Raw genomic sequence first — 25766 nt, 5'->3', positions numbered from 1 at the left:
AAATTTGTAAGAAATAATCTCTTATGCTCGATGCAATTTTAACAGCAATTCCTTTCGGAATCATCCTATCTTTTACCATAGGACCTGTTTTTTTTGTACTACTCGAAACTAGTGCTACCAAAGGAATAAAAAGTGCTTTAATATTTGATTCTGGAGTAATTTTAGCAGACATTTTCTTCATTATTGTTGCTTTTTATAGTACCAATAAACTTCTAGAGAAAGTAAAAGACGATCCTAGCTTTCTTATTTTTGGAGGTGTTTTATTAACAGCTTATGGTTTAATTTCATTTATTAAAACCTCAAAATCTTTTCGTGAAATTGTTAGAGAATATCATAGAGTAGAATTTAAAAAAGATTATGGTAAACTATTTATTAAAGGTTTCTTACTTAACTTTATAAACATTGGTGTGCTACTTGGTTGGCTTGGTTTTATTGTAATTGGTAACTCTTTAACAGAAAATACAAAACAACTGCAAATATTTTTAGGAACTATTTTATTGGTTTATTTTTTAGTAGATTTATTAAAGATTGTTGCTGCAAAAACACTTAAAAATAAATTAACACCAAGACGTATTTTTAAGACAAAAAAAATAGTAGCTCTTGTAATTTTAGGTTTTGGCATTTTACTTTTAGTACAAGGTTTTTTTCCTAAAGAAAAAGAACTTATTAAAGATAAGTTAGAGCAGATCAGCCCTATTTAATAGTACTCTTAATGAGTAGTTGTTATTTATAAATATCAAAAATCTAGTCCTTTTTCTAATTTAGTATCCACAATAAAATTTCCTTTTAAATAGATTTTTTCCTCTATTAATACCCCTTTTTAGAATCCATATATTGTGAATAAACCTTCATTTTATATTTACTAATAGAATTAATTAGAAAGCTTAAATCTACAGTATCCAGATAAATCCATCTGTTTCTTTTCCACTTTCCAATTTTTACACTATTGGATAAAATCAACCCATTCTTATTTAAACGAAAATTTTTATAAAAAGTCAAAGCTACCTTTGACTTTTATACAATAAACAATGTTTCAGTCAATATTGTAATTTCTTCATTATTTAGTCTAACAATTTTTGAAGACTCTATTACTTCATGCTTACAGCCACACGATAATAAAGTGTAAAAAACAAGATTGAAAATAAGAATTTCATTAAGTTTTAATATTTGTTTAGCTGTAAATACAAAAACTCCATTCATGTTGAAATTTTCTTTGGTGTCTATCGGATTCGAACCGCTGTATCAATCTTACTATAAATTTTCTTAAAATTTAAAATAAAAAAAACCCTCAACTTTTGTTGAAGGTTTCTTGAGGTGTCGTTTCTTTCTTTCGAACTACTGTACAAACCTTACTCTATTTTTTTTAAATTTCTTAAATTAAAAAACTCCATTCATATTGAAATTTTCTTTGGTGTCTATCGGATTCGAACCGCTGTATTAATCTTACTATAAATTTTCTTAAAATTTAAAATAAAAAAAACCTTCAACTTTTGTTGAAGGTTTCTTGAGGTGTCGAGCGGATTCGAACCGCTGTAGATGGTGTTGCAGACCACTGCCTAGCCACTCGGCCACGACACCTTTTGTTCTCATAAAAAAGGTGATTTTATACTTTTAAAGTAGAAAACCCATTATTTATAACGAGAAGGCAAATATAAAAATAATTCCCTTTTTACGCTATTTAGATGTACTTTTTCTTTTTTCGGTAATTTCAATCGTTACCATTTCTACATCTCCACCAATTGGAGGGTTAATTTTACTCACTGCAACTGTAGCAATAGTAACTAATTTATCTTCATTAAAAACACGAGTTAAAATACGTTTTGCAACGGTTTCTAATAAATGAGAAGGTTTTGCCATTTCTTCACGAATCACTTTATTTAAAAACACATAATCCACAGTATCTTTTAAATCGTCTGTGTTTGCACTTTTTTGTAAATCGGCTTTTACCTTAATATCTACACGATAATCGCTACCAATTTTTGTCTCTTCGGTTAAGCAACCATGATGTGCAAAAACACGAATATTTTCTACTTTAATTATTCCCATAGCGCAAAAGTAGTATAATACATTACACTAAAGATAAAATATGTAATGTATTTTAAAATAGAATTATTAGTTTGTAAATAAATCAAATATATTACTTATAGCACTTGTTTTTGCTTTGTAAAACTCAGTATAAGTACAGTTATTACAGGTTACCGAAGTGTATTTTTGCGATTGTACATCAAATATTTTTGACCAAGTTCCTCCTGTTGCTCGCATTTGCCCAGTAGTATAAGAATTGTTATTACATTTTGGACAATGATAGTTAATGTGTTCCATAATTTTTGTTGATTTACTGATAAGTCTAAATTCCTCAAAAAAGTTACAAAATTTATACTTATTTGTAAATACATAGTTACTATAAATTTGACTAGTTTTGTATTTCAGTTTATAAAGCAAAATAATTATGTCTGAAGAAGCTAAAGCGCTCCATTTTATTGAGCATATTGTAGAAGAAGATTTACAAAACGGAATGCCAAAAGAGCATCTACGTTTTCGTTTTCCACCAGAACCAAATGGCTATTTACATATTGGTCATACCAAAGCAATTGGTATTAGTTTTGGTTTAGGTGAAAAATACAATGCACCTGTAAACCTTCGTTTTGATGATACCAATCCAGCAAAAGAAGAACAAGAATATGTAGACGCTATTAAGCGTGATATTGCTTGGTTAGGGTATCAATGGGCAAATGAAGTATATTCATCAGATTATTTTAAACAGTTATATGATTGGGCTATACAACTAATAAAAGAAGGTAAAGCTTATGTAGACTCGCAATCTAGCGAAGCCATGGCAGAACAAAAAGGAACACCTACACAAGTTGGTACAAATAGCCCGTTTAGAGATAGAAGTGTAGATGAAAATTTAGACTTATTTCTTCGTATGAAAAACGGAGAATTTAAAGCAGGTGAGCATATTTTACGTGCAAAAATAGACATGGAAGATCCAAACATGCTTATGCGAGATCCTATCATGTATCGCGTTATGCATGCACATCACCATAGAACAGGAAACGATTGGTGTATTTACCCAATGTACGATTGGACGCATGGTGAGAGTGATTATATCGAGCAAATTTCACATTCCCTATGTTCATTAGAGTTTAAACCGCATCGTAAATTATACGATTGGTTTAAAGAACAAGTATATCCATTAAGCGCTAGCAAATATCCATTGTTACCAAAACAAAGAGAATTTGCGCGTTTAAATTTAAGTTATACCATTATGAGTAAGCGAAAGCTTCTTAAATTGGTGGAAGAAGGAATTGTTTCTGGTTGGGACGATCCTAGAATGCCAACTATTTCTGGTTTACGAAGAAGAGGTTATACGCCAAATTCTATAAGAAATTTTATAGAAAAAGTAGGAGTAGCAAAACGTGAAAATGTTATTGATGTTTCGCTTTTAGAATTTTGTATTCGTGAAGATTTAAATAAAGTAGCACCCAGAGTAATGGCTGTTTTAGATCCATTAAAAGTGGTAATAACTAATTATCCTGAAGATAAAGAAGAATGGTTTGAAGCAGAAAACAACCCCGAAGATGCTACAGCTGGTAGCCGAAAAGTGCCATTTTCAAAAGAAATTTATATTGAAAAAAATGACTTTAAAGAAGAAGCTAGTACTAAGTTTTTTAGATTAAAACTGGGAGGTGAGGTACGACTTAAAAATGCCTATATCATTAAAGCTGAGAGTGTAGCTAAAGATGCTAATGGAAACATCACGGAAGTACATTGTACCTATTCTAAGGATACTACTAAAAAAGTTAAAGGGACACTACATTGGGTTTCTGTAAAACATGCGGTGCAAGCAGAAGTTAGAGAATATGATCGATTGTTTATTAATGAAGCTCCAGATAACCAAGAAGGTAAAGATTTTATGGAGTTTATTAACCCTAATTCTTTAAAAGTCACAACCGCATTTGTTGAACCAAGTTTAACTGAAGCTAAAGTTGGGGAGCAGTTTCAATTTCAACGTTTGGGTTATTTTAATGTAGATAATGATACTACTTCAAATAAACTAGTATTTAATAAAACTGTAGGTTTAAGAGATTCTTGGGCAAAAGTAAAGCCTAAAGAAAACAATAACCAACAAAAACCACAACAACAAAACCAAAGAAAAGCAATTAGCGTAATTCAACAATTTGGTAAGAAATACACCAATCTTCCTAAAGAAAAACAACTAAAAGTAAGAGCAGAAATACTAGAATTAGCCAAAGATGTTTCTTATGAAGAATTAGAACCTCTTTTTGCAACAGCAGTAAAAAAAGCTGGAACTAGAATAGGAGTCATGTTAACTTTAAGTGTTTTATTAGAAAAAGGTTTAGAAAAAAATGATGTTATAAACGATTTTATAACGAAAGCACTAGAGGACAAAAATGAGTTGTTAGTTGCAGAAGCTTCTAAACTTTAATTTTTTTTGCTAATGTCATGGTAATTATATAGTTAATTTTTTTTTTTAATAAATAGGAGAAATAAATTACTACCTTAGTAATCTATTATTTTATTTATTAAACGCTATTAATCAACCATTAAATGAGGTACAAAAGAGTTTTACTCTAAGTACCTCTTAAGTACATTATGAAAAAACGAAACCAACCTAAAGGCCTTTTTGGCATGCTTTGTTATGTCTTTATTGCAATAATTTTCTTGAATTGTAATATTATTCAAGCGCAAAATTCAAATTCTATTTACTTCCAAGATGAGGTAATAAACATGCCAAATAATATAGATTCTTTTAATTGGGTGGATATGCCAGAATCTGCAAAATTTAGAAATGGTTATTTTGGATGGCTGCAATTTAATGAAACACCTTCTCAAAATATTCAAGATCAATTTAAAGTTAGAAAACTAAAACTTATCGCTTATTACCCCGATAAAACGTATCTTTTTTATTTCCCAAAGTATACCAATATAGATTACTTAAAACTGTCTGGAGTACGTTCTATTATTCCTATTAAAAACAGTTTTAAAAAATCCTTAAATATTAAATCGAATACCATCGATGATTATGCTATGCAAGGAAATAAAGTGCTTATTATGTTAGAGTATTATGATTTTATTAATAAGGATTTTGTAATTACAGAATTATCAAAAATAGGAGCAGTAACCATTCAAGAAAATTATAAAGGGCATCATTTTTTACAAATAGCAGTTCCTTATGCAGAAATAGATGCTGTTGTATCTAAATCTTTTGTAAAATGGGTAGAACTTATTCCTGCACCTGCAGTTAAAGAAGATGATAGAGGGCGAAATTTACATAGAGCATCTAATCTAGATTCGCAAACATCAATCGGAAGAAATTATACAGGAGCTGGTATTGGTGTATTAGTTAGAGATGATGGTGTTGTAGGACCACATATTGATTTTCAAGGAAGAATAGATAACTCAGCAACAACAACAACAGGAAATACTCATGGAGATGGGGTTGCTGGAATTCTAACAGGAGCAGGGAATTTAGACCCACGAAAAAGAGGAATGGCAGCAGGTGCTAACCTCTATGTAACTAATTATGTTGCTTCCTTTTTAGACCCAGAAACTACAACTTTAATTAATAATGGATCGGTTCAAATAACAAACTCTTCTTATGGAGATGGATGTAATGATGGATATACTACTATTTCAAATACGGTAGATGCACAAATAAATACCACGCCTTCTTTATTGCATGTATTTTCTACAGGTAATTCTGGAACTAGTAACTGTGGTTATGGTGCAGGATCTGGTTGGGGAAATATTACAGGAGGGCATAAACAAGGTAAAAATGTTATAGCAACAGCTAACACATACTTTGACGGTACGTTAGCTACTTCTAGTAGTCATGGACCAGCAACAGACGGTCGTATTAAACCAGATATTACAGCGCATGGACAAGATCAAGAATCTGCAGCAGAAAATAATACCTATCAAACTTTTGGTGGTACTTCTGGAGCAGCACCAGGTATCGCTGGAGTATCTGCTCAATTATATGAAGCGTATGCAGACTTAAATGGTGGCGCATTACCAGAATCTGCTTTAATTAAAGCAACCTTATTAAATACAGCAAATGATTATGGAAATATTGGACCTGATTTTAGTTTTGGTTGGGGTATGGTAAACGGACTGCAAGCTGTAAAATTAATAGAACAAGGACGTTATATAAATAGTACAGTGACACAAGGAGTAAATAATAACCATTTAATGTATGTACCAGCAAATACTGCACAAATCCGTTTTATGGTGTATTGGAGTGATGAAGCAGCAGCTCCAGCAGCTTCTCCTGCTTTAGTAAATGACTTAGATTTAGTAGTAACAGCTCCAGGAGGTGCTACTCATTTACCATGGGTTTTAGATACAACACCAAATGCAGCAGCATTAAGCACACCTGCAACAACAGGAGTAGACCGTTTGAACAATATGGAACAAGTTTTAATTAATAATCCAACTGCTGGAGCATACAATATTAACATAGCGGGATTTAATGTTCCAATTGGTCCTCAAAAATATTATGTGGTTTATGAAATTGTTACAAATGGGTTAACACTTACGTATCCAATTGGAGGAGAAAAATTGGAGCCAGGAACTCAAGAGGTAATTCATTGGGATGCCGTAAATACAACGGGATCTACAGACCTAGAATACTCTATAGATAATGGGGCAAGTTGGACAGCAATTACATCTGTTGCTGCAACAACAACAAATTATACATGGACTGTACCATCCACTATTTCTGGTACTTGTTTAGTTAGAATTTCTAATGGCACTTTATCCGATCAAAGTATAGATAATTTTTCTATTGCAGAAAGAGTATCAGGTGTTAATATTACCCAAATTTGTCCTACAGAAGTAACAGTGACCTGGAATGCTGTTACAGATGCCACATCGTATGATGTATATTTTTTAGGGGAAAAGTTTATGGAAGTAGCAGGAACTACAACAGCAACATCCTTAGCGATTCCTATTACAGACCCTTTTACGCAAATTTGGGTGGCTGTTAGCCCTAAAGGAGGAAATAACTGGGAAGGATTAATTAGCAATGCAGTAAATTATGCAGGTGGTGGTTTATTTAATTGCCCGTTAAGTAAAGATTTATCGGTTACAACAATTCATAATACTTCTGCTGATTTTATCACCATCTGTAATGCCGATCCAGTTATTATTTCTGCAGCTATTAGCAATGAAGGTACAGACCCACAATCTAATTTTATGATTTCTTACCAAATGGGAGCAAATCCGGTGGTTGATGAAATGTATTCAGGTACTTTGGCATCCGGAGCTTCCGAGACATTTACTTTTACAACACCTGTAAATTTAACAGCTAATGAGGAAGATACTTTAAAAGTTTGGACGACACTTATTGGGGATGAGTTTATTAATAATAATGAAAAAACCTTAGATTATTTTGCGCAGGTAAGCGGAACAGTACTAGATATAGAAGAATCTTTTGAAGTAAATGGTTTCGTTCCAACCGGCTGGACAATAAGTAACCCAGATAACGCTAGAACTTGGGTGGAAGCAAGTAATATTATTGGTATCGATGGAAACCTAACAAAAACTGCCTACGTAAATGGAGCTAATTATTCCGGTACAGGACAAGAAGATACTATGACAACGACCTTTTATGATTTAGATTTTGATGGTACTGCTGAATTAAAATTCGATATAGCAAAAGCACAATGGTCTTCATCTTATAATGATGCTTTTCGTGTGGAAGTTTCTATAGATTGTGGAGATTCTTTTACGCAAATTTATTTTAAAGATGGCTTGGATTTAGCAACAGTACCTTATACTAATTCTGGATGGTCTCCTGCAAGTGCAGCTAATTGGCGAACAGAGAGTATAGATTTAACACCTTTTATTGGCGAACAAATAGTACTGCGATTTATAAATATAAATAATTACAGTAACAATACTTTTTTAGATAATATTAATTTAATTAAAGATGAAAATCCATTATCTATTACAGAAAACACATTAGAGAAAGCAATTTATGTGTATCCAAACCCAGCAAAAGAAATCGTAACTATTAGTATTAATACCCAAATAGGTAATTCATATCAATTAGAATTATTTAATAACCTTGGACAAAGCATATCTACTGTTTCTAAAACTCCTTTTAATAATAATGCACAACATCGTTTGGATGTTTCAAAATACGCAGCAGGCCTTTATTTTTTAAAAATAAAAGTTAATAATCAAGATATAATTAAGAAATTAATAATAAATTAAGGTCTTTTAACTAACTAAAAACTTAAAAAATGGAACAATTTATTAACCCTTGGGCAATTCCTGTTGCAGCAGTTGCAGCTTTAGTAATAGGAGCAATTTGGTATAACCCAAAAGTATTTGGAAGTATTTGGATGCGCGAATCTGGTATGACGGAAGAGAAAATGAAGGGTGGAAATATGGCAAAAATCTTTGGATTATCTTTAGTTTTTGCAGCTATGTTGGCCGTATTATTAATGAATTTCACCAACCACCAATGGGGAGCTGTTGGAATGATAGGAGGAGACCCAGAAGTGGCACTACCATCTTTTGAAGCTTTTATGGCAGATTATGGCAATGCTTTTAGAACTTTTAAACATGGCGCATTGCATGGTACTATGTTTGGTATCTTTGGTGCGTTACCAATTATAGGAACAATAGCATTGTTTGAGCGTAAAAGCGCAAAATATATTTTTATTAATTCGGGGTATTGGATTGTTACGCTTGGCGTAATGGGAGCTTTACTTTGTGGTTTGTAAAATATTGTAATGATTTTATACCTTTAAAGACTGAAATTATTTAATTTCAGTCTTTTTTATTTCTCTTTTATTTGATACACTTTAAACTTTTTAATACTATTGATACACTTCCAGAATCCTGGGATGCACTACCAATACAAGATATATTCTTAAAAACTCCTTTTTTACAAGCATTAGAACAGTCTTCACCTAGTAATATTACATCTTATTATTTGACCGTTTATAAAGCCGAAAAATTAGTTGGAATAGCCATTTTGCAACGTTTAGAAATGTATGCAGATGATATTTTTAGAAAAACATCTACTAATACCTTCAAAATTTTTGCAAAAAAAATGATAGCTCAAATTGTAAAAGGTAACGCCTTAATTGTTGGAAATGTAATGCATACAGGACAACATGGTTTGTTTTTTTTAACCGAAGAAATTTCGCAACAAGAATTTCTTAATCAAATAGGTGAAGCTATAGTAGAATTAAGAAAAATTATAAAAAAAGAGTATAATAAAAAGATTAGAATCATTGCCTTTAAAGATTATTTTGAAACCGATCTTATTCATAATAGTCATGCTTTTTTTAATAAAGAAAACCTATATAAAGTACAAGTACAACCCAATATGTTGTTTCCTATTCTTGACGAATGGAATACCAACGAAGATTATATCGCAGCATTCAAAAAAAAATATAGAGATCGTTTTAAAAGAGCAAGAAAAAAAGGAAATTCACTGCAGCTTTTAGAACTTGATTTAGAAAACATAAAGAAGCATGCTAATACACTTTTCGAATTATACGAGTGTGTTTCAGACAACGCAGGAATAAACACGTTTAAACTATCTAAAAATCATTTTTATAGCTTAAAAGAACATTTAAAAGAAGATTTTAAGGTATTCGGTTTCTTTTTAAATACAGAATTAGTTGGTTTTTATACTTTAATCTTAAATAATAACAACTTAGAAACTTATTTTTTAGGATATAATCCAGACCTTCAACATGCACATCAAATGTATTTAAACATGTTGTATAATATGGTTAGTTTTGGTATCGAAAATAATTTTGAGACTATTGTTTTTGCAAGAACAGCAATGGAAATTAAAAGCTCTATAGGAGCAAAACCAAACAAGATGTTTTTGTATTTAAAACACACGAATAATTTTATTGCTAATACGGTTTTAAAGTTAATTGTTAAATACATGAACCCAATAAGAGAGTGGCAAGAACGGCATCCATTTAAATAAAAAAACCTCAAAGTATCATTTTGAGGTTTTTCGTTTTTATGTGTTTAAATTTAGTCTTCTATTTCTTCAGATTCCATCGTATCATTAGGAATTTCCATATTTGTTTCAAATCCAGGAAATAAAGTTTCTGCAACTGTTTGGTTATTCATTTTTTCGGCTTCAATAAAATACCAAAATTTTTCTTGGGCATTATAAAAACCTAATAAGTGACTTTTAGATTTAATTCGCATTCCAGGCATTTTCATTTGGTTGTATCCTTCTACAAGACATCTGTATTCGTCTTGTTCAAAAACCACATCCGAAACGCTAATTACATCTGCTTTTTCAAAAACAATGCCTTGTGCATTTATAGATTCAAAAGTAGTCTCCACAAGGTTTAAAGCTTGTTCTTCTCCTCCCATTAATTTAATAACACTAGGGTGAGTATGTTTTAAAACGGTTTTAAAATCTTTTTTTAGAGTTGCTTCACTAGTAATCTTTGCATCTCTTAAAGCTTCTTCTTTAAGAGCTGTTTTATCTTGAGCAAAACTTAAAGAGCAACTAAAAAAAAGAAGAAATAGCAGTTGTAGTTTATTCTTCATCTTTTTTATTTTTCTTATTTAATTTAGCTTGTTTCATTGCTTCACCAATTTCATTACTTGCTGCAAAACTAGCAACCATGTCGTTTAACATATTACTTCCTGCTTGAGGAGAGTTTGGTAGTAAAATTAGATTACTATTCGTTTCTCCACCAATAGCTTGTAAGGTATCATAATGTTGGGTTACTACAATTAGTGCAGATGCTTCTTGACTGTTAATACCAACTTTATTAAGTACTTCAACAGATTCTTCTAAACCTCGAGCAATTTCACGACGTTGGTCTGCAATACCTTGTCCTTGTAATCGTTTGCTTTCTGCTTCTGCTTTTGCTTTTTCTACAATTAAAATACGTTGTGCATCTCCTTCATATTGTGCCGCAGTTTTTTCTCTGTCTGCAGCATTAATTCTATTCATTGCTTCTTTTACTTGCGCATCTGGATCAATATCTGTTACTAAGGTTTTAATAATATCGTAACCATAGTCCAGCATTGCTTCGTTAAGCTCCGATTTTACTGCAATAGCAATATCATCTTTCTTTAAAAAGACATCATCTAATATCATTTTTGGTACTTCTGCACGAACAACATCAAAAACATAACTTGTAATTTGATCATGTGGATAATCTAATTTATAAAAAGCGTCTTCTACTTTTAATTTAATAACCTTGTATTGTACAGAAACTTTTAGTCTTACAAATACATCGTCTTTTGTTTTTGTTTCAATAATTACATCTAATTGCTGAATTTTTAAACTTAAACGACCTGCAATTTTATCAATTATTGGAATTTTAAACTGTAATCCAGACTGGCGTATACTTTGAAACCTTCCAAAGCGTTCTATTATAGCAGCTGTTTGTTGTTTTACGGTAAAAATAGAAGAAATCAAGATGATTATTCCGAAAAAAATAATTGGTATAAAAAGAAATTGTCCCATAACTTGTTTTTTTAATGGTTAAAATAATATGACTTTAAAATTAAACTATATTTGTCCAAACACATAAAGAATTATGAAATTTAAACAATACATCTTATTAGTAGTACTTTCTGTAGGTTTTGTTACAATTAATTTTGCGCAACATAGAACGGTTCCTATTAAAAATGGCCTAGGAATTCAAGGGGGTTTAACGCAATTTGATATTATTACAGATAATTTTGAAACTACAGCAGGTAATGGATGGATAGGGGGAGGATCTGCTACTGTAGATTTACCTCACAAATTTTATAACATGAGTTATAGCATTCAATTGTCTGAAAACACTATTGGAATAGCTTCTAGACCTTTTGCATTAGCAACGGTGGATGAATATGTAGACTATAAATTATTTACAGCGCAAATATCTTTACAAGCACACATAAAAATTATAGAAAGTTATTTAACTCTAGACGTTGGACCAATGTTACAATACAATAGTGAACTTGAATTAAAAGACGACGACCAGGAAAATTTTATTATTAATAACTACGATAATTTATTAGCGAAAGACATAAGTGATATTTCTAAATTTAATGTAGATGGAGCTATTGGTTTATCTGCTGGAGTTAGTCATTTTAGACTTAAAGCACAATATATTTACGGATTTACAAACATGTTTGGTAAGCTTAATAAAAATAATCTTGATACCTCCGGAAGTGGCGGTAGTAAGTTTAAAGGAAACCAATCCATGTTGGCTTTTACCCTTATGATTACATTTTAAACCTATATATTTTTATATTTATAAAAGTAAAAAGCGAGCTGTTAAGCTCGCTTTTGTATTAAATAGTTTTTGTTAGATTTTCTATTCGTTCTAAAGATTGGTTTTTACCAATCATGTACATAATATCAAAAACATCTGGTCCTTGTAAAGCACCTACTAGTGCTAATCGCAATGGCATCATTACTTTACCAAAACCAATTTCTTTATTGGTAATCCAAGTTTTAATAGTAGTGGTTAGATTTTCTACATTAAATTCTTCTATCGCATTTATTAATAATGAAAGCTCACTCATTAATTCACGAGTACCTTCTTTCATTGCTTTCTTATATGCTTTTTCGTCGTAAGTTTTTGGACTTGTAAAAAAGAAAGCACTTAAATCCCAAAAGTCGCTTACAAAAGTTGCACGTTCTTTAATTAAGCCAACAACCATAGCAATATAATTTACGTCTATATCTTTTAATTCATCATGATTTTGTTGAAACATAACCGCTAAAGCATCATTGCTTTGCTCTTGCATATAATGATGGTTAAACCATTTTATTTTGTCTGGATCAAAACGTGCTCCAGATTTATTTACGCGATCTAAATCGAAAGCAGCAACCAATTCATCTAGGTTAAAAATCTCTTGTTCTGTTCCTGGATTCCATCCTAAAAACGCTAGAAAATTCACCATTGCATCTGCAAAATAGCCATCTTCTTTATAACCTCTAGAGATTTCTCCTTCTGGTGATTTCCATTCTAATGGAAACACAGGAAAGCCTAATTTATCACCATCACGTTTGCTTAGTTTTCCTTTCCCTGTAGGTTTTAAAATAAGAGGTAAATGTGCAAATTCAGGAGCTTCCCAACCAAATGCTTTATATAATTGATAATGTAAAGCCAAACTTGGTAACCATTCTTCTCCTCGAATTACATGTGTAATTTCCATTAAATGATCATCTACAATATTTGCTAAATGATAGGTTGGCATACCATCACTTTTAAACAGAACTTTATCATCTAAAATATTAGTATCAATACTAATGTTTCCTCTAATTATATCTGTAAGTGCCAATGTTTCGTCTTGTGGTGATTTGAAACGAATTACATAATCTTCGCCAGCATCCAATTTTGTTTGTACTTCTTCTGCCGAAAGCGATAAAGAGTTGCTTAATTTTAAACGATTATGCCAATTATAGATAAACGTTTTTTTATTGGCTTCATGTTCTTTTCTGTGTGTATTTAAAGCATCTGCAGTATCAAAAGCGTAATAAGCATTTCCAGACGCAATTAATTGTTCCGCATATTGTTTGTATAAATCTTTACGTTCACTTTGTCTATATGGTCCAAATTTTTCGTTTTTACCTGGTCCTTCATCAAAAGGAATAGCACACCAATTTAAGGCATCTACTATATATTTTTCTGCGCCTTCTACATAACGATTTTGGTCTGTATCTTCTATGCGTAACACAAAAGTTCCGTTGTGTTTTTTTGCAAATAAATAGTTAAATAAAGCAGTACGAACTCCTCCAATATGTAAAGGTCCAGTTGGACTTGGTGCAAAACGCACTCTAACGTTTTTGGTCATTTTATTGTATTTTGAATGATTGCAAAGATAGACTAGCAAAGAATAAAGAACAAAGAAAATAGAATAAAGAGCAAAAGAGTTTTTTAAGATGAAATCATTTCACGTGGAACCCGTTTATTCATAATTTTAAACCAAAGCGGAGGAAACAAAGAAATAAGCATAGAAGTTGGATATCCATATGGCATTTGTGGACTTTCTTCATGACAATCTAAAATCTGATATTTTTTATTTGTTTTATAATGATGGTCGCTATGCCTAGTGAGTTCATATAGTACAATTCGGCCAATTACGTGGTTGGAGTTCCATGAGTGAATTTGTTTTACACGTTCGTAACGACCAGATTTTGTTTTTAAACGAAGCAAACCATAATGCTCTATATAATTAACTGTTTCTAATAGAATAAAACCAACAATTCCAGATACTAAAGCAAAAAGTAATCCTGTTGCAGAAAAAAAGAAATACACCAAAACCAAATACGTTATCTGGATAATAGAGTACCAAAACATGTCGTTTTTTAAAGAGAAAAAAGAAAGGTTTTTATTTTTTAAAAGCGTTTTTTGAATCTTCCAAGACTTGAAATATTGTCTAATAGTTGAGGTAAACCAAAAAGAATACACACTTTGGTTATATCTTGCAGTTGCTGGATCTTCTGGAGTTGCTGCATGTAAATGATGTCCAAAATTATGTTCTATATAAAAGTGCATGTATAACGAAGGAAGCAGTAAAGCTTTACCAAGAAAACGTTCGTTAGTACTTTGTCTGTGACCAAGTTCGTGAGCTACGTTTATTCCGTTAATTGCTAAAACAATTCCTAAAGAAATCATTAAACCAATCCATTCATAGGTTTCAATATTTTGTGAAGTAATTGTTTTTAAACTTAAAAAAAGTAAGCTAAAAACAATAGGAATATTTAAATATAACAACCAGTCGAAGAAAATATTTTTTAGTTTGTTTTCTACTTCTTCATCTTCTAGATTTTTTTCATCTACAGGAAAAATCATTTCAAAAATAGGCAATAAAACAAAAGCATAAGCAGGAACCAAAAACGAATATATTCCTTTAAAATATAAGCCAATAAATGCCATTAAAGGAATCGTAAATGCAAATAAATATTTAAGGTCTTTCATTTAAAATTATGTTTTTAGTTTCCATGAAGGTGGAAATCTTTTAATTCTAGACTAGAATTAACAGAATGTTACCAAATTTAGGCATTTATAGTTTAAATTATTATTGTAGTTTAGTAAGTTAAACGGCTATACATTGAGTAATTTTAAAAATATACAAGCAAAACTAGAAGCGTTTATTAGAAAATACTATACTAATGAACTCATTAAAGGTACCATTCTATTTTTTAGTATTGGTCTGTTGTATTTTTTATTAACCTTACTTATTGAGCATTTTTTATGGTTAAGCTCTACAGGAAGAACCGTCTTGTTTTGGTTATTTGTAGTTGTTGAGGCGATGTTGTTTGCTAAATTTATTGCAATTCCTTTATCGAAGCTATTAAAGCTTCAAAAGGGAATAAACTATGAAGATGCATCCAAAATAATAGGGCAACATTTTCCTGAAGTGAATGATAAACTACTCAATGTACTTCAATTAAATCAAACAACTAATCAATCGGAATTACTTTTAGCAAGCATTGAACAAAAATCGGAAACATTACAACCTATTCCATTTAAGTTAGCAGTTAATTTTAAAAAGAATACAAGGTATTTAAAATACGCAGCTATTCCAGTGCTTATTCTTCTTTTAGCCTTTGTTTCTGGACGTTTGGATTGGTTTAGTGATAGTTATGAGCGTGTTGTAAATTATAAAACAGCATACGAACCACCAGCTCCTTTTCAGTTTTTTGTTGTGAATGAGAATTTGCAAGCAATAGAGAATAAAGACTTTAAACTCTTAGTAAAAACAGCAGGTACAATCCAACCTGAAAATGTACAAATCACATATAATAATGAAACCTATTTTTTACAGCAAAAAGCCATAGGTAGTTTTGAATATAATTTACCAAAGCCAAAAAAGGATATTACGTTTCAGCTTTCTGCCAATAATGTTACTTCAAAACCCTATACTTTGCGAGTAATTGAAGCGCCAACCTTACTTAGTTTTGATATGATATTAGACTATCCTAGTCATACTAAAAAGCGAGATGAAACATTAAAGAGTACAGGAAATGCTGTGGTTCCTCAAGGAACTAATATTACTTGGAAATTAAACACCAATGCTACAGAACAAGTACAATTATATGCAAAAGACACTTTAGTGTTTACCACTAATAAGACTGGTGTTTTCGAAGCTTCTAAACGTATTTTTAATACTTTAAAATACAATCTAACCACAAGTAATTCTAAACTAAAAGATTACGAAAACTTAGCTTTTAATATAGATGTTATAAAAGACGAATACCCTGAACTAAATATCGAAATGCGTGTAGACAGTTTAGACCAGCAAAGTCTATATTTTTATGGTCAAGCTAGTGATGATTATGGGTTAAGTAAATTGCAATTGGTATATTATCCTTCGGAAACAGAGAAGGATAAGAAGCTTGAAATAATTCCTATTTCTAATTCGAACGTGTCGGATTTTATAAGTGCCTTTCCAAATAATTTAGAAATTACAGAAGGTGTTAGTTACGATATATATTTTGAGGTTTTCGATAACGATGCGATTCAAAAATATAAGCGTACAAAAAGCCAAGTTTTTTCCTATAGAAAATTAACCAAAGAGGAAGAAGAACAAAAACAATTACAAGAACAAAACGAAACCATTCAAGATTTAGATAAATCTTTAGAAAAGTTCGAAGAACGCGAAAAGGAACTCCGAGAACTTTCTAAAACACAAAAAGAAAAAACAGAACTTAATTTTAATGATAAACGTAAACTGGATAATTTCTTGAAACGCCAAAAAGAGCAAGAAGAGATGATGCAGAGTTTTAATAAAAAACTGAAGGATAATTTAGAAGAATTTCAGCAAGAAAAGAAAGATGACCAATTTAAAGACGATTTAAAAGAGCGTTTAAAAGAAAATGAAGAACAGCTTAAAAAAGACGAGAAACTGCTGGAGGAGCTTGAGAAATTGAGAGAAAAATTAGACAAAGAAGAATTAAGTGAGAAATTAGAAAAGTTAGCGAAGCAAAATAAAAATCAGAAAAGAAGTTTAGAACAATTACTAGAGCTTACAAAAAAATATTACATAGGAAAGAAATTAGAAAAGTTACAACAAGAATTAGCAAAATTAGCAGAAAAGCAAGAAAAGTTATCTGAGGAAACTCCAGAAAATAATACCAAAGAAAAACAAGATGAAATAAATAAGGAGTTTGAAAAATTTCAAAATGAAATGGATGCGCTTGAAAAAGAAAACCAAGAATTAAAACGTCCGGAAAAAATAGATCGAAATAAAAACGAGGAAGATAATGTAAAAGAAGATCAACAAGAAGCTTCCGATAAATTAGAAGAAAAAGAACAAAGTCAAGAAGAACAACAAAAACAAAATAGCCAGAATCAAGCAAAGCAAAAACAAAAGCAAGCAGCTCAGAAAATGAAAAAAATGAGCGAACAAATGCAAGCTGCTATGGCGGCTTCTGGAGGAGAACAAATGGCAGAGGACGCCGAAATGTTGCGCCAAATACTAGACAACTTAGTACTTTTTTCTTTTAACCAAGAAGGATTAATGAATCAGTTTGAAAGTATTGAGGTAAACCATAATAAATACGCATCTTATTTGCGTAAACAACATAATTTAAGAGAACATTTCTCACATATAGATGATAGTTTATTTGCACTATCGCTTCGTCAACCAAAAATTTCTGAGAAAGTAAATAAAGAAATTGGAGAAGTGTTTTATAATATAGATAAATCTTTAGTGCAGTTTTCTGAAAATCAGATATATAAAGGGGTTTCCAATCAACAATATACCATAACTTCAGCAAATAATTTAGCAGATTTTCTAAGTAACGCATTAGATAATATGCAAATGCAAATGAATGGTGAAGGGCAAGGGGGTAAAGGAAATCCTAAACCAGGTGAAGGTAAGGGAGGAGATGGCGGACTTCCAGACATAATAAAAAGCCAAGAACAACTTGCAAAAGAAATGCAAGAAGGGATGCAAAAAGGAAAAGAAGGGGAAGAAGGAAAAGAAGGAGAAGCCGGCGAAGGAGATAATGGAAAGGAAGGAAAAACAGGTAAAGAAGGTGATGCCAAAGAAGGGAAGGGTAAAGAAGGTGGAGATAAGAAAGGTGAAGGAGAAGGTAATAGCGAAGAATTAAATGGAGAGCTATATAGAATTTACCAACAACAACAGCAAATACGTCAAGCATTGCAAGATAGATTAGCTAAAGAAGGAAAAAATGGTGTTGGTAGTAATCTAGTGAAACAAATGGAACAGATTGAAATGGATCTTTTAAATAAAGGTTTCACGAATCAAACGATGGAGAAAATGTTAAATTTAAAACATCAATTATTAAAATTAGAACAAGCAACTTTTCAACAAGGTCAAGAAGAAAAGCGTGAATCGGAAACCAACCAAAAGCAATTTGATAACAAAACAAACAATCAAATTCCTACAGCAAAACAATATTTTAACACTACCGAAATATTAAATAGACAAAGCTTACCTTTGCAACCAATTTATAAAAAGAAAGTGCAAGAGTACTTTAAAAAAAACAATGATTAGTTTTAATTACGAGAACGATTTTATATTAGAAAATGAAACAAAATTAGCTACATGGATATCTAGCGTAATAGTTTCAGAAGACTGTAAAGAAGATGAAATAAATTACATTTTTTGTGATGATGCTTACTTGCATAAATTAAATGTTGAATTTTTAAATCATGATACTTTAACAGATATCATTAGTTTTGATTATTCAGTAGGTAAAATCTTACAGGGTGATATTTTTATTTCAACAGAAAGAGTAATAGATAATGCATCCGATTTCAAGGTTTCTTTTACTGAAGAATTACAAAGGGTTCTTGTTCATGGTATTTTGCATTACTGTGGTTATAAAGATAAAACAGAAGAAGAAGCAAAAAAGATGCGTAGCAAGGAAAACTTCTACTTAAAACAACTTGAACGTATTTAGAACTTTCGTTGTATATTTGCAAGCTTTTTAATTTTACAAACAAAAGTGTTCCACGTGGAACAATTTTTATTTCAAACGAAGAACATATTTAAACTTATAATTACATGTTTAACGAGTTATATGATGTTATAGTTGTTGGAGCTGGTCACGCAGGAAGTGAAGCAGCAGCAGCAGCAGCAAACATGGGAAGCAAAACCTTGCTTATTACCATGAACCTACAAAATATTGCACAAATGTCTTGTAATCCTGCTATGGGAGGAATTGCAAAAGGTCAAATTGTACGAGAAATTGATGCTCTTGGTGGTTACAGTGGTATTGTTAGTGATACTTCTGCTATTCAGTTTAAAATGCTAAATAAATCTAAAGGACCTGCAATGTGGAGTCCAAGAGTACAAAGTGACAGAATGCGTTTTGCAGAAGATTGGAGACTTCTTTTAGAACAAACGAAGAACTTAGATTTTTACCAAGAAATGGTTTCTGGTTTATTAGTTGAAAATGATAAAGTAGTTGGTGTACAAACTTCTTTGGGAGTAAAAGTAAAAGGTAAATCTGTAGTGTTAACCAATGGAACTTTTTTAAACGGATTAATTCATATAGGAGATAAGAATTTTGGAGGTGGAAGAGCTGGTGAAAAAGCAGCAACTGGTATTACAGAGCAATTGGTGGAATTAGGTTTCGAATCTGGAAGAATGAAAACAGGAACACCTCCAAGAGTAGATGGTCGATCTTTAGATTTTTCAAAAATGGTAGAACAACCAGGAGATTTAAATCCTGAGAAATTCTCTTATTTAGATATTACAAAGCCGTTGACTAATCAACGTTCTTGTCACATGTCTTATACAAGTGAAAAAGTACATGATCTTCTTCGTGAAGGTTTCGATCGCTCACCAATGTTTAATGGAAGAATTAAAAGTTTAGGGCCTAGATATTGTCCGTCCATCGAAGACAAAATAAATCGCTTTGCAGATAAAGATAGACATCAATTATTTGTTGAACCAGAAGGTTGGAATACTGTTGAATATTATATTAATGGGTTTTCTACTTCATTGCCAGAAGATGTTCAGTTTAAGGCATTACGTTCAGTTGTCGGATTTGAAAATGTTAAGTTTTTCAGACCCGGTTATGCGATTGAATACGATTATTTTCCACCTACACAATTAAAGCATACTTTAGAAACAAAGTTGGTAGAAGGACTATATTTTGCGGGTCAAATTAATGGAACAACTGGTTATGAAGAAGCCGCATCTCAAGGTTTAATGGCTGGAATAAATGCTAGTTTAAAAGTTAGTGAAAAAGATCCTTTTACCTTAAAAAGAGATGAAGCATATATAGGTGTTTTGATAGATGATTTAATAACAAAAGGAACAGAAGAGCCTTATAGAATGTTTACTTCTCGAGCAGAATATAGAACTTTATTACGTCAAGATAATGCAGATTTAAGATTAACACCTAAAGGATTTGAACTGGGTTTAGCTAGTGAAAAACGTTTAAAGCGTATGGAAGAAAAACATGAAGAAGCTGAAAAGTTTGTTCAATTTTTTAGAACCACTAGTGTACAACCAAAAGAAGCTAATCCAGTTTTAGAATCAAAAAACTCTGCTCTTGTGAAACAATCAGATAAGATGTTTAAGCTCTTTTCTAGACCTAATATTACTATAGAAGATGTTAGGAAATTTGATGCAGTTGAGAATTATATTCAAGACAATAATTTAGATAATGAAATAATTGAGCAGACCGAAATTCAAGTCAAATATTCTGGATATATAGCCAAAGAAAAACTAAACGCAGATAAATTAAATAGGTTAGAGTATGTAAAAATCCCTGACAATTTTGATTACTCTCAAATTAAATCTATGAGCTTAGAAGCTAGAGAAAAACTTAAAAACATACAACCAACGTCGATAGCCCAAGCATCTAGAATAAGTGGTGTTTCACCAAATGATATTTCCGTTTTGTTGGTATATATGGGAAGATAGTTTTAAAGTGTTCCACGTGGAACATAGATGTTTTTTGGCTTGTTTATTGAAGCTAAAAATATTAAAAAGCATTATGAAATTACGAGTATTATTTGTTTTGTGTACAACATTATTTGTTTCATGTATTCCTGTGAAAAATGTTCAAGACATAAATGGATATCATATTATTGAGGGAAATAAAAAAGTTGGCAAAGACCTAAAAAGTCAAAATGTTTTTAGTTTTCAAATTTATAAAGACAGGCGTTTTTTCGATAGGTATTTGTACGAACGTTTTCATGATGTTCCTGGTTTTTCCTCCTCTGAATTTAATGTAGAAATTGAAGATGTACCGTTTACAATTCGAATATTAAGCAAAGAAGAAACAAGTACATATTTAGATTTTACTGATTATATATTTAAAAATGACGATCCCGAATTAGTTAAAAACGGAAAGAAAAAGCAATTCATTTATATGGTTGTAAAAGATGAAAATAATCAAGATGCTTTAAGTACAGATTCTTTTTATAGATATATTGTAGCAAAATATTTAGACGAAATTAGAATGGATTTTAAAGCTTATTAATATATTTGAAAACTAAAATAATTTAACAAAAAACATTTTTATTTGTTCTTCTGAATTTGTTTTCGAGTCTATTCTAAATGAAAGAAAACCGTATCCATTTAAAAGTAAAAGATCATTCTGTTTCTGGAGAAACATTTGAATTAATAGAAAATCCAATATTTGGTTTTTTAGAAACGAGTCCACAACCTAAAGCAGAAAAACTTTCCGAATATTATAAAACGGAAGATTATATTTCGCACACGGATGCGAAAAGAAATATACTTGAAAAAGTATATCATCTTGTTAGAAGTATTTCTTTAAAACGAAAATTGAAACTTATTAATTCTTTTTCCTTTGAAGAAAAAAAACTTTTAGACATTGGGTGTGGTACAGGAGATTTTTTACAAGTTTCCAAACAAAATAATTGGCAAGTTTCTGGTATAGAACCAAACCAACAAGCAAGAGAAATAGCAAATAAGAAAACAGAAAATAATGTTTTTGAAATAGAACAATTACAAAAATTTAAAAAGCATAGCTTTAATGTAATTACACTTTGGCATGTTCTAGAGCATTTACCAAATTTAGAAAATCAGATTTCTATTTTTAAAAGCTTACTTAAAAAAAACGGAGTTTTAATAGTAGCTGTACCTAATTATAAAAGTTATGATGCAAAACATTATAAAAATTTTTGGGCAGCCTTAGATGTACCAAGACACCTTTGGCACTTTAATCAAGATTCTATTGTTTCTCTTTTTGCGAAAGAAAATATGAAAGTGATAAAAATACTTCCTATGCAATTTGATGCGTATTATGTGAGCTTACTTTCCGAAAAATACAAATCTGGTTTTATGAATCCGATTAAAGCTTTTTGGATTGGTTTTCTTTCCAATCGCAAAGCGAAACGTTCTAAAGAGTATTCTTCCTTAATTTATGTGATTAAAAACGGTTAAATCTTCTTTTAACCTTAATTGTTACATTTTTAGAGTCACAAACAACTCTTTGTGCTTAAAATTCATAAAAGAGGCTTAAAACGCTTTATTTTAATCTGTTTTTAATAGTTGTAAACTATTGTTTTCGTATTTTTTATAAATAATTTTTATATAATAATATTCCTTTGCTTTTTTTACATTTGCGCTGATTAAAAAAATAAATCAGATAACATGAAAAAAATAATTTTAGCACTTGTAACCGTTTTCGTTTTTACTTCTTGTGAGCAACAAAAAATTGCTTTTATAGATAATGGAGAGTTAATAAATGACTATCAAGGTAAAATAGACATTGAAGCAAAATTTAAAGTAAAAGATAGTTTGTTTAAAAAAGATACAGATAGTATTGGAATGGCTTTTCAAAAAGAAGTTCAAAACTACCAAATGAATGGAGCAAAAATGTCCACTAAAAAAAGACAAGAAACAGAGCAACAATTAGGACAAAAACAACAAATGTTACAACAGCAAATTCAAATGCAACAACAAGCAATGCAGCAAGAATTTCAAGTAGCTATAGATTCTGCTCTTGTTAAAGTAAAAGATTTTGTTACCGATTATGGTAAGAAAAATAACTACACTTACATTTTAGGGAAAAATGAAGCTGGAAGTGTAATGTATGGTAGTGATACTAATGATATTACTAAAGAGGTTACTGAGGCTTTAAATGCTACATACACAAAGTAATTTAAACATTTTATTTATAAAAAAAGTCAAGCTTATGCTTGACTTTTTTTATGTATTAACCTTGTTAATTTTATAGATAAATCGGTAAGGATTATTTTCGAATTTCCATTACGTTCTATATGATAAATAGCATCTTGAAGTTCATTAGAAATTTCTAAAATATTATTTCCATGAATAAAAGGAGCAAAATTTTCTAGTTTAAATTTTTCGGTTTTAGGTTCAAAATATACTAGTTCTTTTGCATTGTAATTCAACAAAAGTGCTTGCCTAAAAAAATCGATACAGAAGTTTAAAAATTGTTTTTGTGTTTCTCTTCCTGTTTTTGCAATTTCTTCGCTCCAAGAAATTAAATCGTGAATAGCAGCCTTATTTCCTTTGGCTTTAAATGCGCTTCTTATCCAGAAAATAAACCAAGTTTCAAATTGTATGTCTTCACTATCTTGATATACTAAATCGCAAGCTTTATTGTAATTTCCATTCGCTTGATGTGCAATTTTTGTTGCTACAGCATCTTGTAAATTATATTGATTTATTAAGCCTTGTTTTACATCCATCTCGGCTAAAGGCGGGAAGTGCAAAATTTGGCAACGGGATCTAATAGTATTAATTATTTGTTCTTCGTCTTCAGCAATAAGAATAAAAATCGTTTTGTTTGGTGGTTCTTCAATCAGTTTAAGAAGTTTGTTTGCAGCAGCAGTATTCATTTTTTCTGCCATCCAAATTAACATCACTTTATAACCACCTTCGTAAGATTTTAAAGCAAGTGATTTAACAACTTGTAGTGCTTCTTCAACACCAATCTGTCCTTGCTTATTATCTACGCCAAGTAGTTTGTACCAATCAAATAAATTACCATACGGTTGTTCTTTTAGCAATTGCCTCCATTCTTCTAAGTAAAAACTAGAAACTGGTTTACTCTTTACTTTATCACTTGTAGTTACAGGAAAAGCAAAATGTAAATCTGGATGCGAAAGGTTGTTAAACTTAAGATTACAAGCTGCGTTTCCGTTGTTGTTTTCTTTATTTGTATTCGCACATAAAATGTATTGTGCATAAGCAATAGCCATTGGTAAAGTTCCAGAACCTTCCGGGCCTACAAATAATTGTGCGTGTGCAATTCTACCATTATCCACACTTTGTGTTAAATGGTTTTTTATATGTTCTTGTCCTAAAATATCACTAAAAAGCATACAGCAAATATAGTTTATATACTTAAAAGGAAAACTAAAAGCAAAGTCCAATTTTAAAGAAATAAGTAAAATTCTGCCCTATAATCCCTTCTCTAAAACCAATAAAACAACGATTAAATACACAAAACACAGATAAAGTGTTTTATTATTATTATATTTGAGCCCCAAATCATTTCCCAAAAATGAAAAACCTACTTAAATTCAGTTTTACTGTACTTATTGTGTTTTCTATAAATGCACAAAAAAGTCAGGATATAAAACCTGCTCAAGAACAAGCTTTAACCACTCAAAAAGAGTTTTATATTCAAGGGAGTGCCATCGCTATAGGAAATAATATTTTAAGCGAACACGCTACTCAAGATTATAATGAAATAGGTTTAATTAACGATAGAGTAGAAATGAAATATGTAGATATTGATAACGAGTTCTCTACATTTAGTTCTAGTTCTGCACATTTACAATTACCCAAAAACATTAGTAAAGTTAAGTATGCTGCCTTGTATTGGAGTGCTACATATGGATTTAAAAAAGGACAATATAAAAAAGTAAACAATAAAATGTTGGTGAAAGGAAAAGGAGAACGTGATACGACCTTTCATTCTATAAAATTTAAAACCCCAAATCAAGGATACAAAAAGATTAAAGGAGAAATTGTTTTTGACGGGCATGAAAAAAAGTTTTTTGCCGCAAATTCACCCTATGTTTGTTATGCAGATGTAACTTCTTTATTGCAAAATAATACCATAAATGGAAATTATACAGTAGCTAATGTGAGAGCTACAGAAGGGGTTATTACAGGTGGTAGCTCAGCTGGTTGGGTTTTATATGTAGTTTATGAAAAAGAAGACGACACGCCCAAATATATTAGAACTTTTCACGGATTGTCGCTTTTAAATAAAAAGCCTTTAGATATTAATTTCAATAATTTTAAAACTCCAGAATTTGGCGAAATTAACGCTACAATTACTATGGCTGCAATTGAGGGAGATGCTAAATTAAAAACAGATAAGTGTTCCATTTTTAGTGAAAAAGAAAAGCAATTTGTTAATATGAGTACAGGTTTACGACCTGAAACAAATTTTTTTAATAGTAGCATAACAAATAATGAGGAACATGTAACCGAAAGACTTCCTAAAAGTGAAAACACTTTAGGATTTGATCTCGTATCATTTAATATACCAAACACAAACAATACACTTTTAGATAACAATCAAACCGAATTAGATTTTAATGTATCTACTAAAGCAGATCGTTTTTATCTTTTTTTTACTGCATTTCAAACAAATATTAGTGAAAGCTGTTACCTAGAGAATAACTTAGATAATATCAATATATTGGTTTCTGGAGATGTTTTAAAAGAAGCAAAACCTGTTGTTGGTAATGTTGAAGACGAAGAGTAAACTACTCTAAAATATTAGAGGAATAAAAAAATTGCGCATATTATTTATTTTAAAGACCTTTAGCCTTTAGAATAATATG

At 30.8% G+C, this 25766-nt stretch carries 20 protein-coding genes and 1 tRNA gene; 13 read left to right on the top strand and 8 right to left on the bottom strand.

Going from position 1 to position 25766, the window contains the following annotated elements:
- The first annotated feature begins 23 nt into the window (after nt 1–23).
- Nucleotides 24–701: a LysE family translocator gene (locus ACVC3Y_RS14190; protein ID WP_303421399.1), complete on the top strand. Its 678-nt coding sequence runs from the start codon at nt 24–26 to the stop codon at nt 699–701.
- Nucleotides 702–1507: 806 nt separating this feature from the next.
- On the opposite strand, the gene ACVC3Y_RS14185 is transcribed toward ACVC3Y_RS14190, so the two are convergent.
- From ACVC3Y_RS14185 to ACVC3Y_RS14175, 3 genes are all read right to left on the bottom strand, one after another.
- Nucleotides 1508–1578 (bottom strand) — tRNA-Cys (locus ACVC3Y_RS14185).
- Nucleotides 1579–1674: 96 nt separating this feature from the next.
- On the bottom strand, nt 1675–2046 hold the full coding sequence (gene folB, locus ACVC3Y_RS14180) for a dihydroneopterin aldolase (protein WP_303421401.1): 372 nt from the start codon (nt 2044–2046) through the stop codon (nt 1675–1677).
- A gap of 66 nt (nt 2047–2112) precedes the next feature.
- Nucleotides 2113–2322 (bottom strand): zinc ribbon domain-containing protein, encoded by a 210-nt coding sequence (locus ACVC3Y_RS14175; protein ID WP_303421403.1) that lies wholly within the window; start codon nt 2320–2322, stop codon nt 2113–2115.
- Between the two features lie 127 nt (nt 2323–2449).
- On the opposite strand from ACVC3Y_RS14175, the gene ACVC3Y_RS14170 reads away from it, so the two are divergent.
- The 4 genes from ACVC3Y_RS14170 (at nt 2450) to ACVC3Y_RS14155 (ending at nt 9988) form a co-directional block, all read left to right on the top strand.
- Nucleotides 2450–4450 (top strand): glutamine--tRNA ligase/YqeY domain fusion protein, encoded by a 2001-nt coding sequence (locus ACVC3Y_RS14170; RefSeq protein ID WP_452227240.1) that lies wholly within the window; start codon nt 2450–2452, stop codon nt 4448–4450.
- A 167-nt stretch (nt 4451–4617) separates the two neighbouring features.
- Entirely contained in the window at nt 4618–8244 is a 3627-nt protein-coding gene (locus tag ACVC3Y_RS14165; RefSeq protein ID WP_452227239.1) for a S8 family serine peptidase, read from the top strand.
- Nucleotides 8245–8273: 29 nt separating this feature from the next.
- Nucleotides 8274–8759 (top strand): DUF1761 domain-containing protein, encoded by a 486-nt coding sequence (locus ACVC3Y_RS14160; RefSeq protein WP_303421408.1) that lies wholly within the window; start codon nt 8274–8276, stop codon nt 8757–8759.
- Nucleotides 8760–8830: 71 nt separating this feature from the next.
- Nucleotides 8831–9988 (top strand): GNAT family N-acetyltransferase, encoded by a 1158-nt coding sequence (locus ACVC3Y_RS14155; protein ID WP_452227238.1) that lies wholly within the window; start codon nt 8831–8833, stop codon nt 9986–9988.
- A gap of 50 nt (nt 9989–10038) precedes the next feature.
- Here the strand turns inward: ACVC3Y_RS14155 and ACVC3Y_RS14150 are convergent, their stop codons facing one another.
- Together ACVC3Y_RS14150 and ACVC3Y_RS14145 are read right to left on the bottom strand one after the other, a co-directional pair.
- A complete protein-coding gene (locus ACVC3Y_RS14150) occupies nt 10039–10569 on the bottom strand; it encodes a hypothetical protein (protein WP_452227237.1) in 531 nt (176 codons plus the stop codon).
- On the bottom strand, nt 10559–11500 hold the full coding sequence (locus tag ACVC3Y_RS14145; RefSeq protein ID WP_452227236.1) for an SPFH domain-containing protein: 942 nt from the start codon (nt 11498–11500) through the stop codon (nt 10559–10561). Before ACVC3Y_RS14145 ends, ACVC3Y_RS14150 begins: the two co-directional genes overlap by 11 nt.
- Nucleotides 11501–11573: 73 nt before the next feature.
- Between ACVC3Y_RS14145 and ACVC3Y_RS14140 the strand changes: the two genes are divergently transcribed.
- Nucleotides 11574–12260 (top strand): hypothetical protein, encoded by a 687-nt coding sequence (locus tag ACVC3Y_RS14140; protein WP_303421416.1) that lies wholly within the window; start codon nt 11574–11576, stop codon nt 12258–12260.
- A 58-nt stretch (nt 12261–12318) separates the two neighbouring features.
- Here the strand turns inward: ACVC3Y_RS14140 and gltX are convergent, their stop codons facing one another.
- Both gltX and ACVC3Y_RS14130 read right to left on the bottom strand, forming a co-directional pair.
- The gene (gene gltX, locus ACVC3Y_RS14135) at nt 12319–13827 is read right to left on the bottom strand and encodes a glutamate--tRNA ligase (RefSeq protein ID WP_452227235.1); all 1509 of its coding nucleotides are present in this window, start codon (nt 13825–13827) and stop codon (nt 12319–12321) included.
- Between the two features lie 83 nt (nt 13828–13910).
- A complete protein-coding gene (locus ACVC3Y_RS14130; protein ID WP_452227234.1) occupies nt 13911–14954 on the bottom strand; it encodes an alkane 1-monooxygenase in 1044 nt (347 codons plus the stop codon).
- 133 nt (nt 14955–15087) lie between these two features.
- Here ACVC3Y_RS14130 and ACVC3Y_RS14125 point away from each other — a divergent pair, with 133 nt between their 5' ends.
- From ACVC3Y_RS14125 to ACVC3Y_RS14100, 6 genes are all read left to right on the top strand, one after another.
- Nucleotides 15088–18501: a hypothetical protein gene (locus ACVC3Y_RS14125; RefSeq protein WP_452227233.1), complete on the top strand. Its 3414-nt coding sequence runs from the start codon at nt 15088–15090 to the stop codon at nt 18499–18501.
- Entirely contained in the window at nt 18494–18910 is a 417-nt protein-coding gene (gene ybeY / locus ACVC3Y_RS14120; protein WP_303421424.1) for an rRNA maturation RNase YbeY, read from the top strand. The genes ACVC3Y_RS14125 and ybeY overlap by 8 nt, the downstream gene beginning before the upstream one ends.
- 104 nt (nt 18911–19014) lie before the next feature.
- Nucleotides 19015–20886: a tRNA uridine-5-carboxymethylaminomethyl(34) synthesis enzyme MnmG gene (gene mnmG / locus ACVC3Y_RS14115; RefSeq protein ID WP_303421426.1), complete on the top strand. Its 1872-nt coding sequence runs from the start codon at nt 19015–19017 to the stop codon at nt 20884–20886.
- A gap of 73 nt (nt 20887–20959) precedes the next feature.
- Nucleotides 20960–21448 carry a hypothetical protein gene (locus ACVC3Y_RS14110; RefSeq protein ID WP_303421428.1) on the top strand — a complete coding sequence of 163 codons (489 nt, stop codon included), beginning with the start codon at nt 20960–20962 and terminating at the stop codon, nt 21446–21448.
- A gap of 77 nt (nt 21449–21525) precedes the next feature.
- A complete protein-coding gene (locus tag ACVC3Y_RS14105; RefSeq protein WP_303421429.1) occupies nt 21526–22377 on the top strand; it encodes a class I SAM-dependent methyltransferase in 852 nt (283 codons plus the stop codon).
- Between the two features lie 210 nt (nt 22378–22587).
- Nucleotides 22588–23097: an OmpH family outer membrane protein gene (locus ACVC3Y_RS14100; protein ID WP_452227232.1), complete on the top strand. Its 510-nt coding sequence runs from the start codon at nt 22588–22590 to the stop codon at nt 23095–23097.
- Between the two features lie 32 nt (nt 23098–23129).
- On the opposite strand, the gene ACVC3Y_RS14095 is transcribed toward ACVC3Y_RS14100, so the two are convergent.
- Nucleotides 23130–24287 (bottom strand): DNA polymerase III subunit, encoded by a 1158-nt coding sequence (locus ACVC3Y_RS14095; RefSeq protein WP_303421433.1) that lies wholly within the window; start codon nt 24285–24287, stop codon nt 23130–23132.
- 182 nt (nt 24288–24469) lie between these two features.
- Here ACVC3Y_RS14095 and ACVC3Y_RS14090 point away from each other — a divergent pair, with 182 nt between their 5' ends.
- Nucleotides 24470–25687 carry a hypothetical protein gene (locus ACVC3Y_RS14090; protein ID WP_452227231.1) on the top strand — a complete coding sequence of 406 codons (1218 nt, stop codon included), beginning with the start codon at nt 24470–24472 and terminating at the stop codon, nt 25685–25687.
- Nucleotides 25688–25766: the final 79 nt, after the last annotated feature.

The organism is Lacinutrix cladophorae (assembly GCF_053604645.1).
The sequence above is the reverse complement of the archived record's forward strand: the minus strand, read 5'-3'. Positions and strand labels throughout refer to the sequence as shown.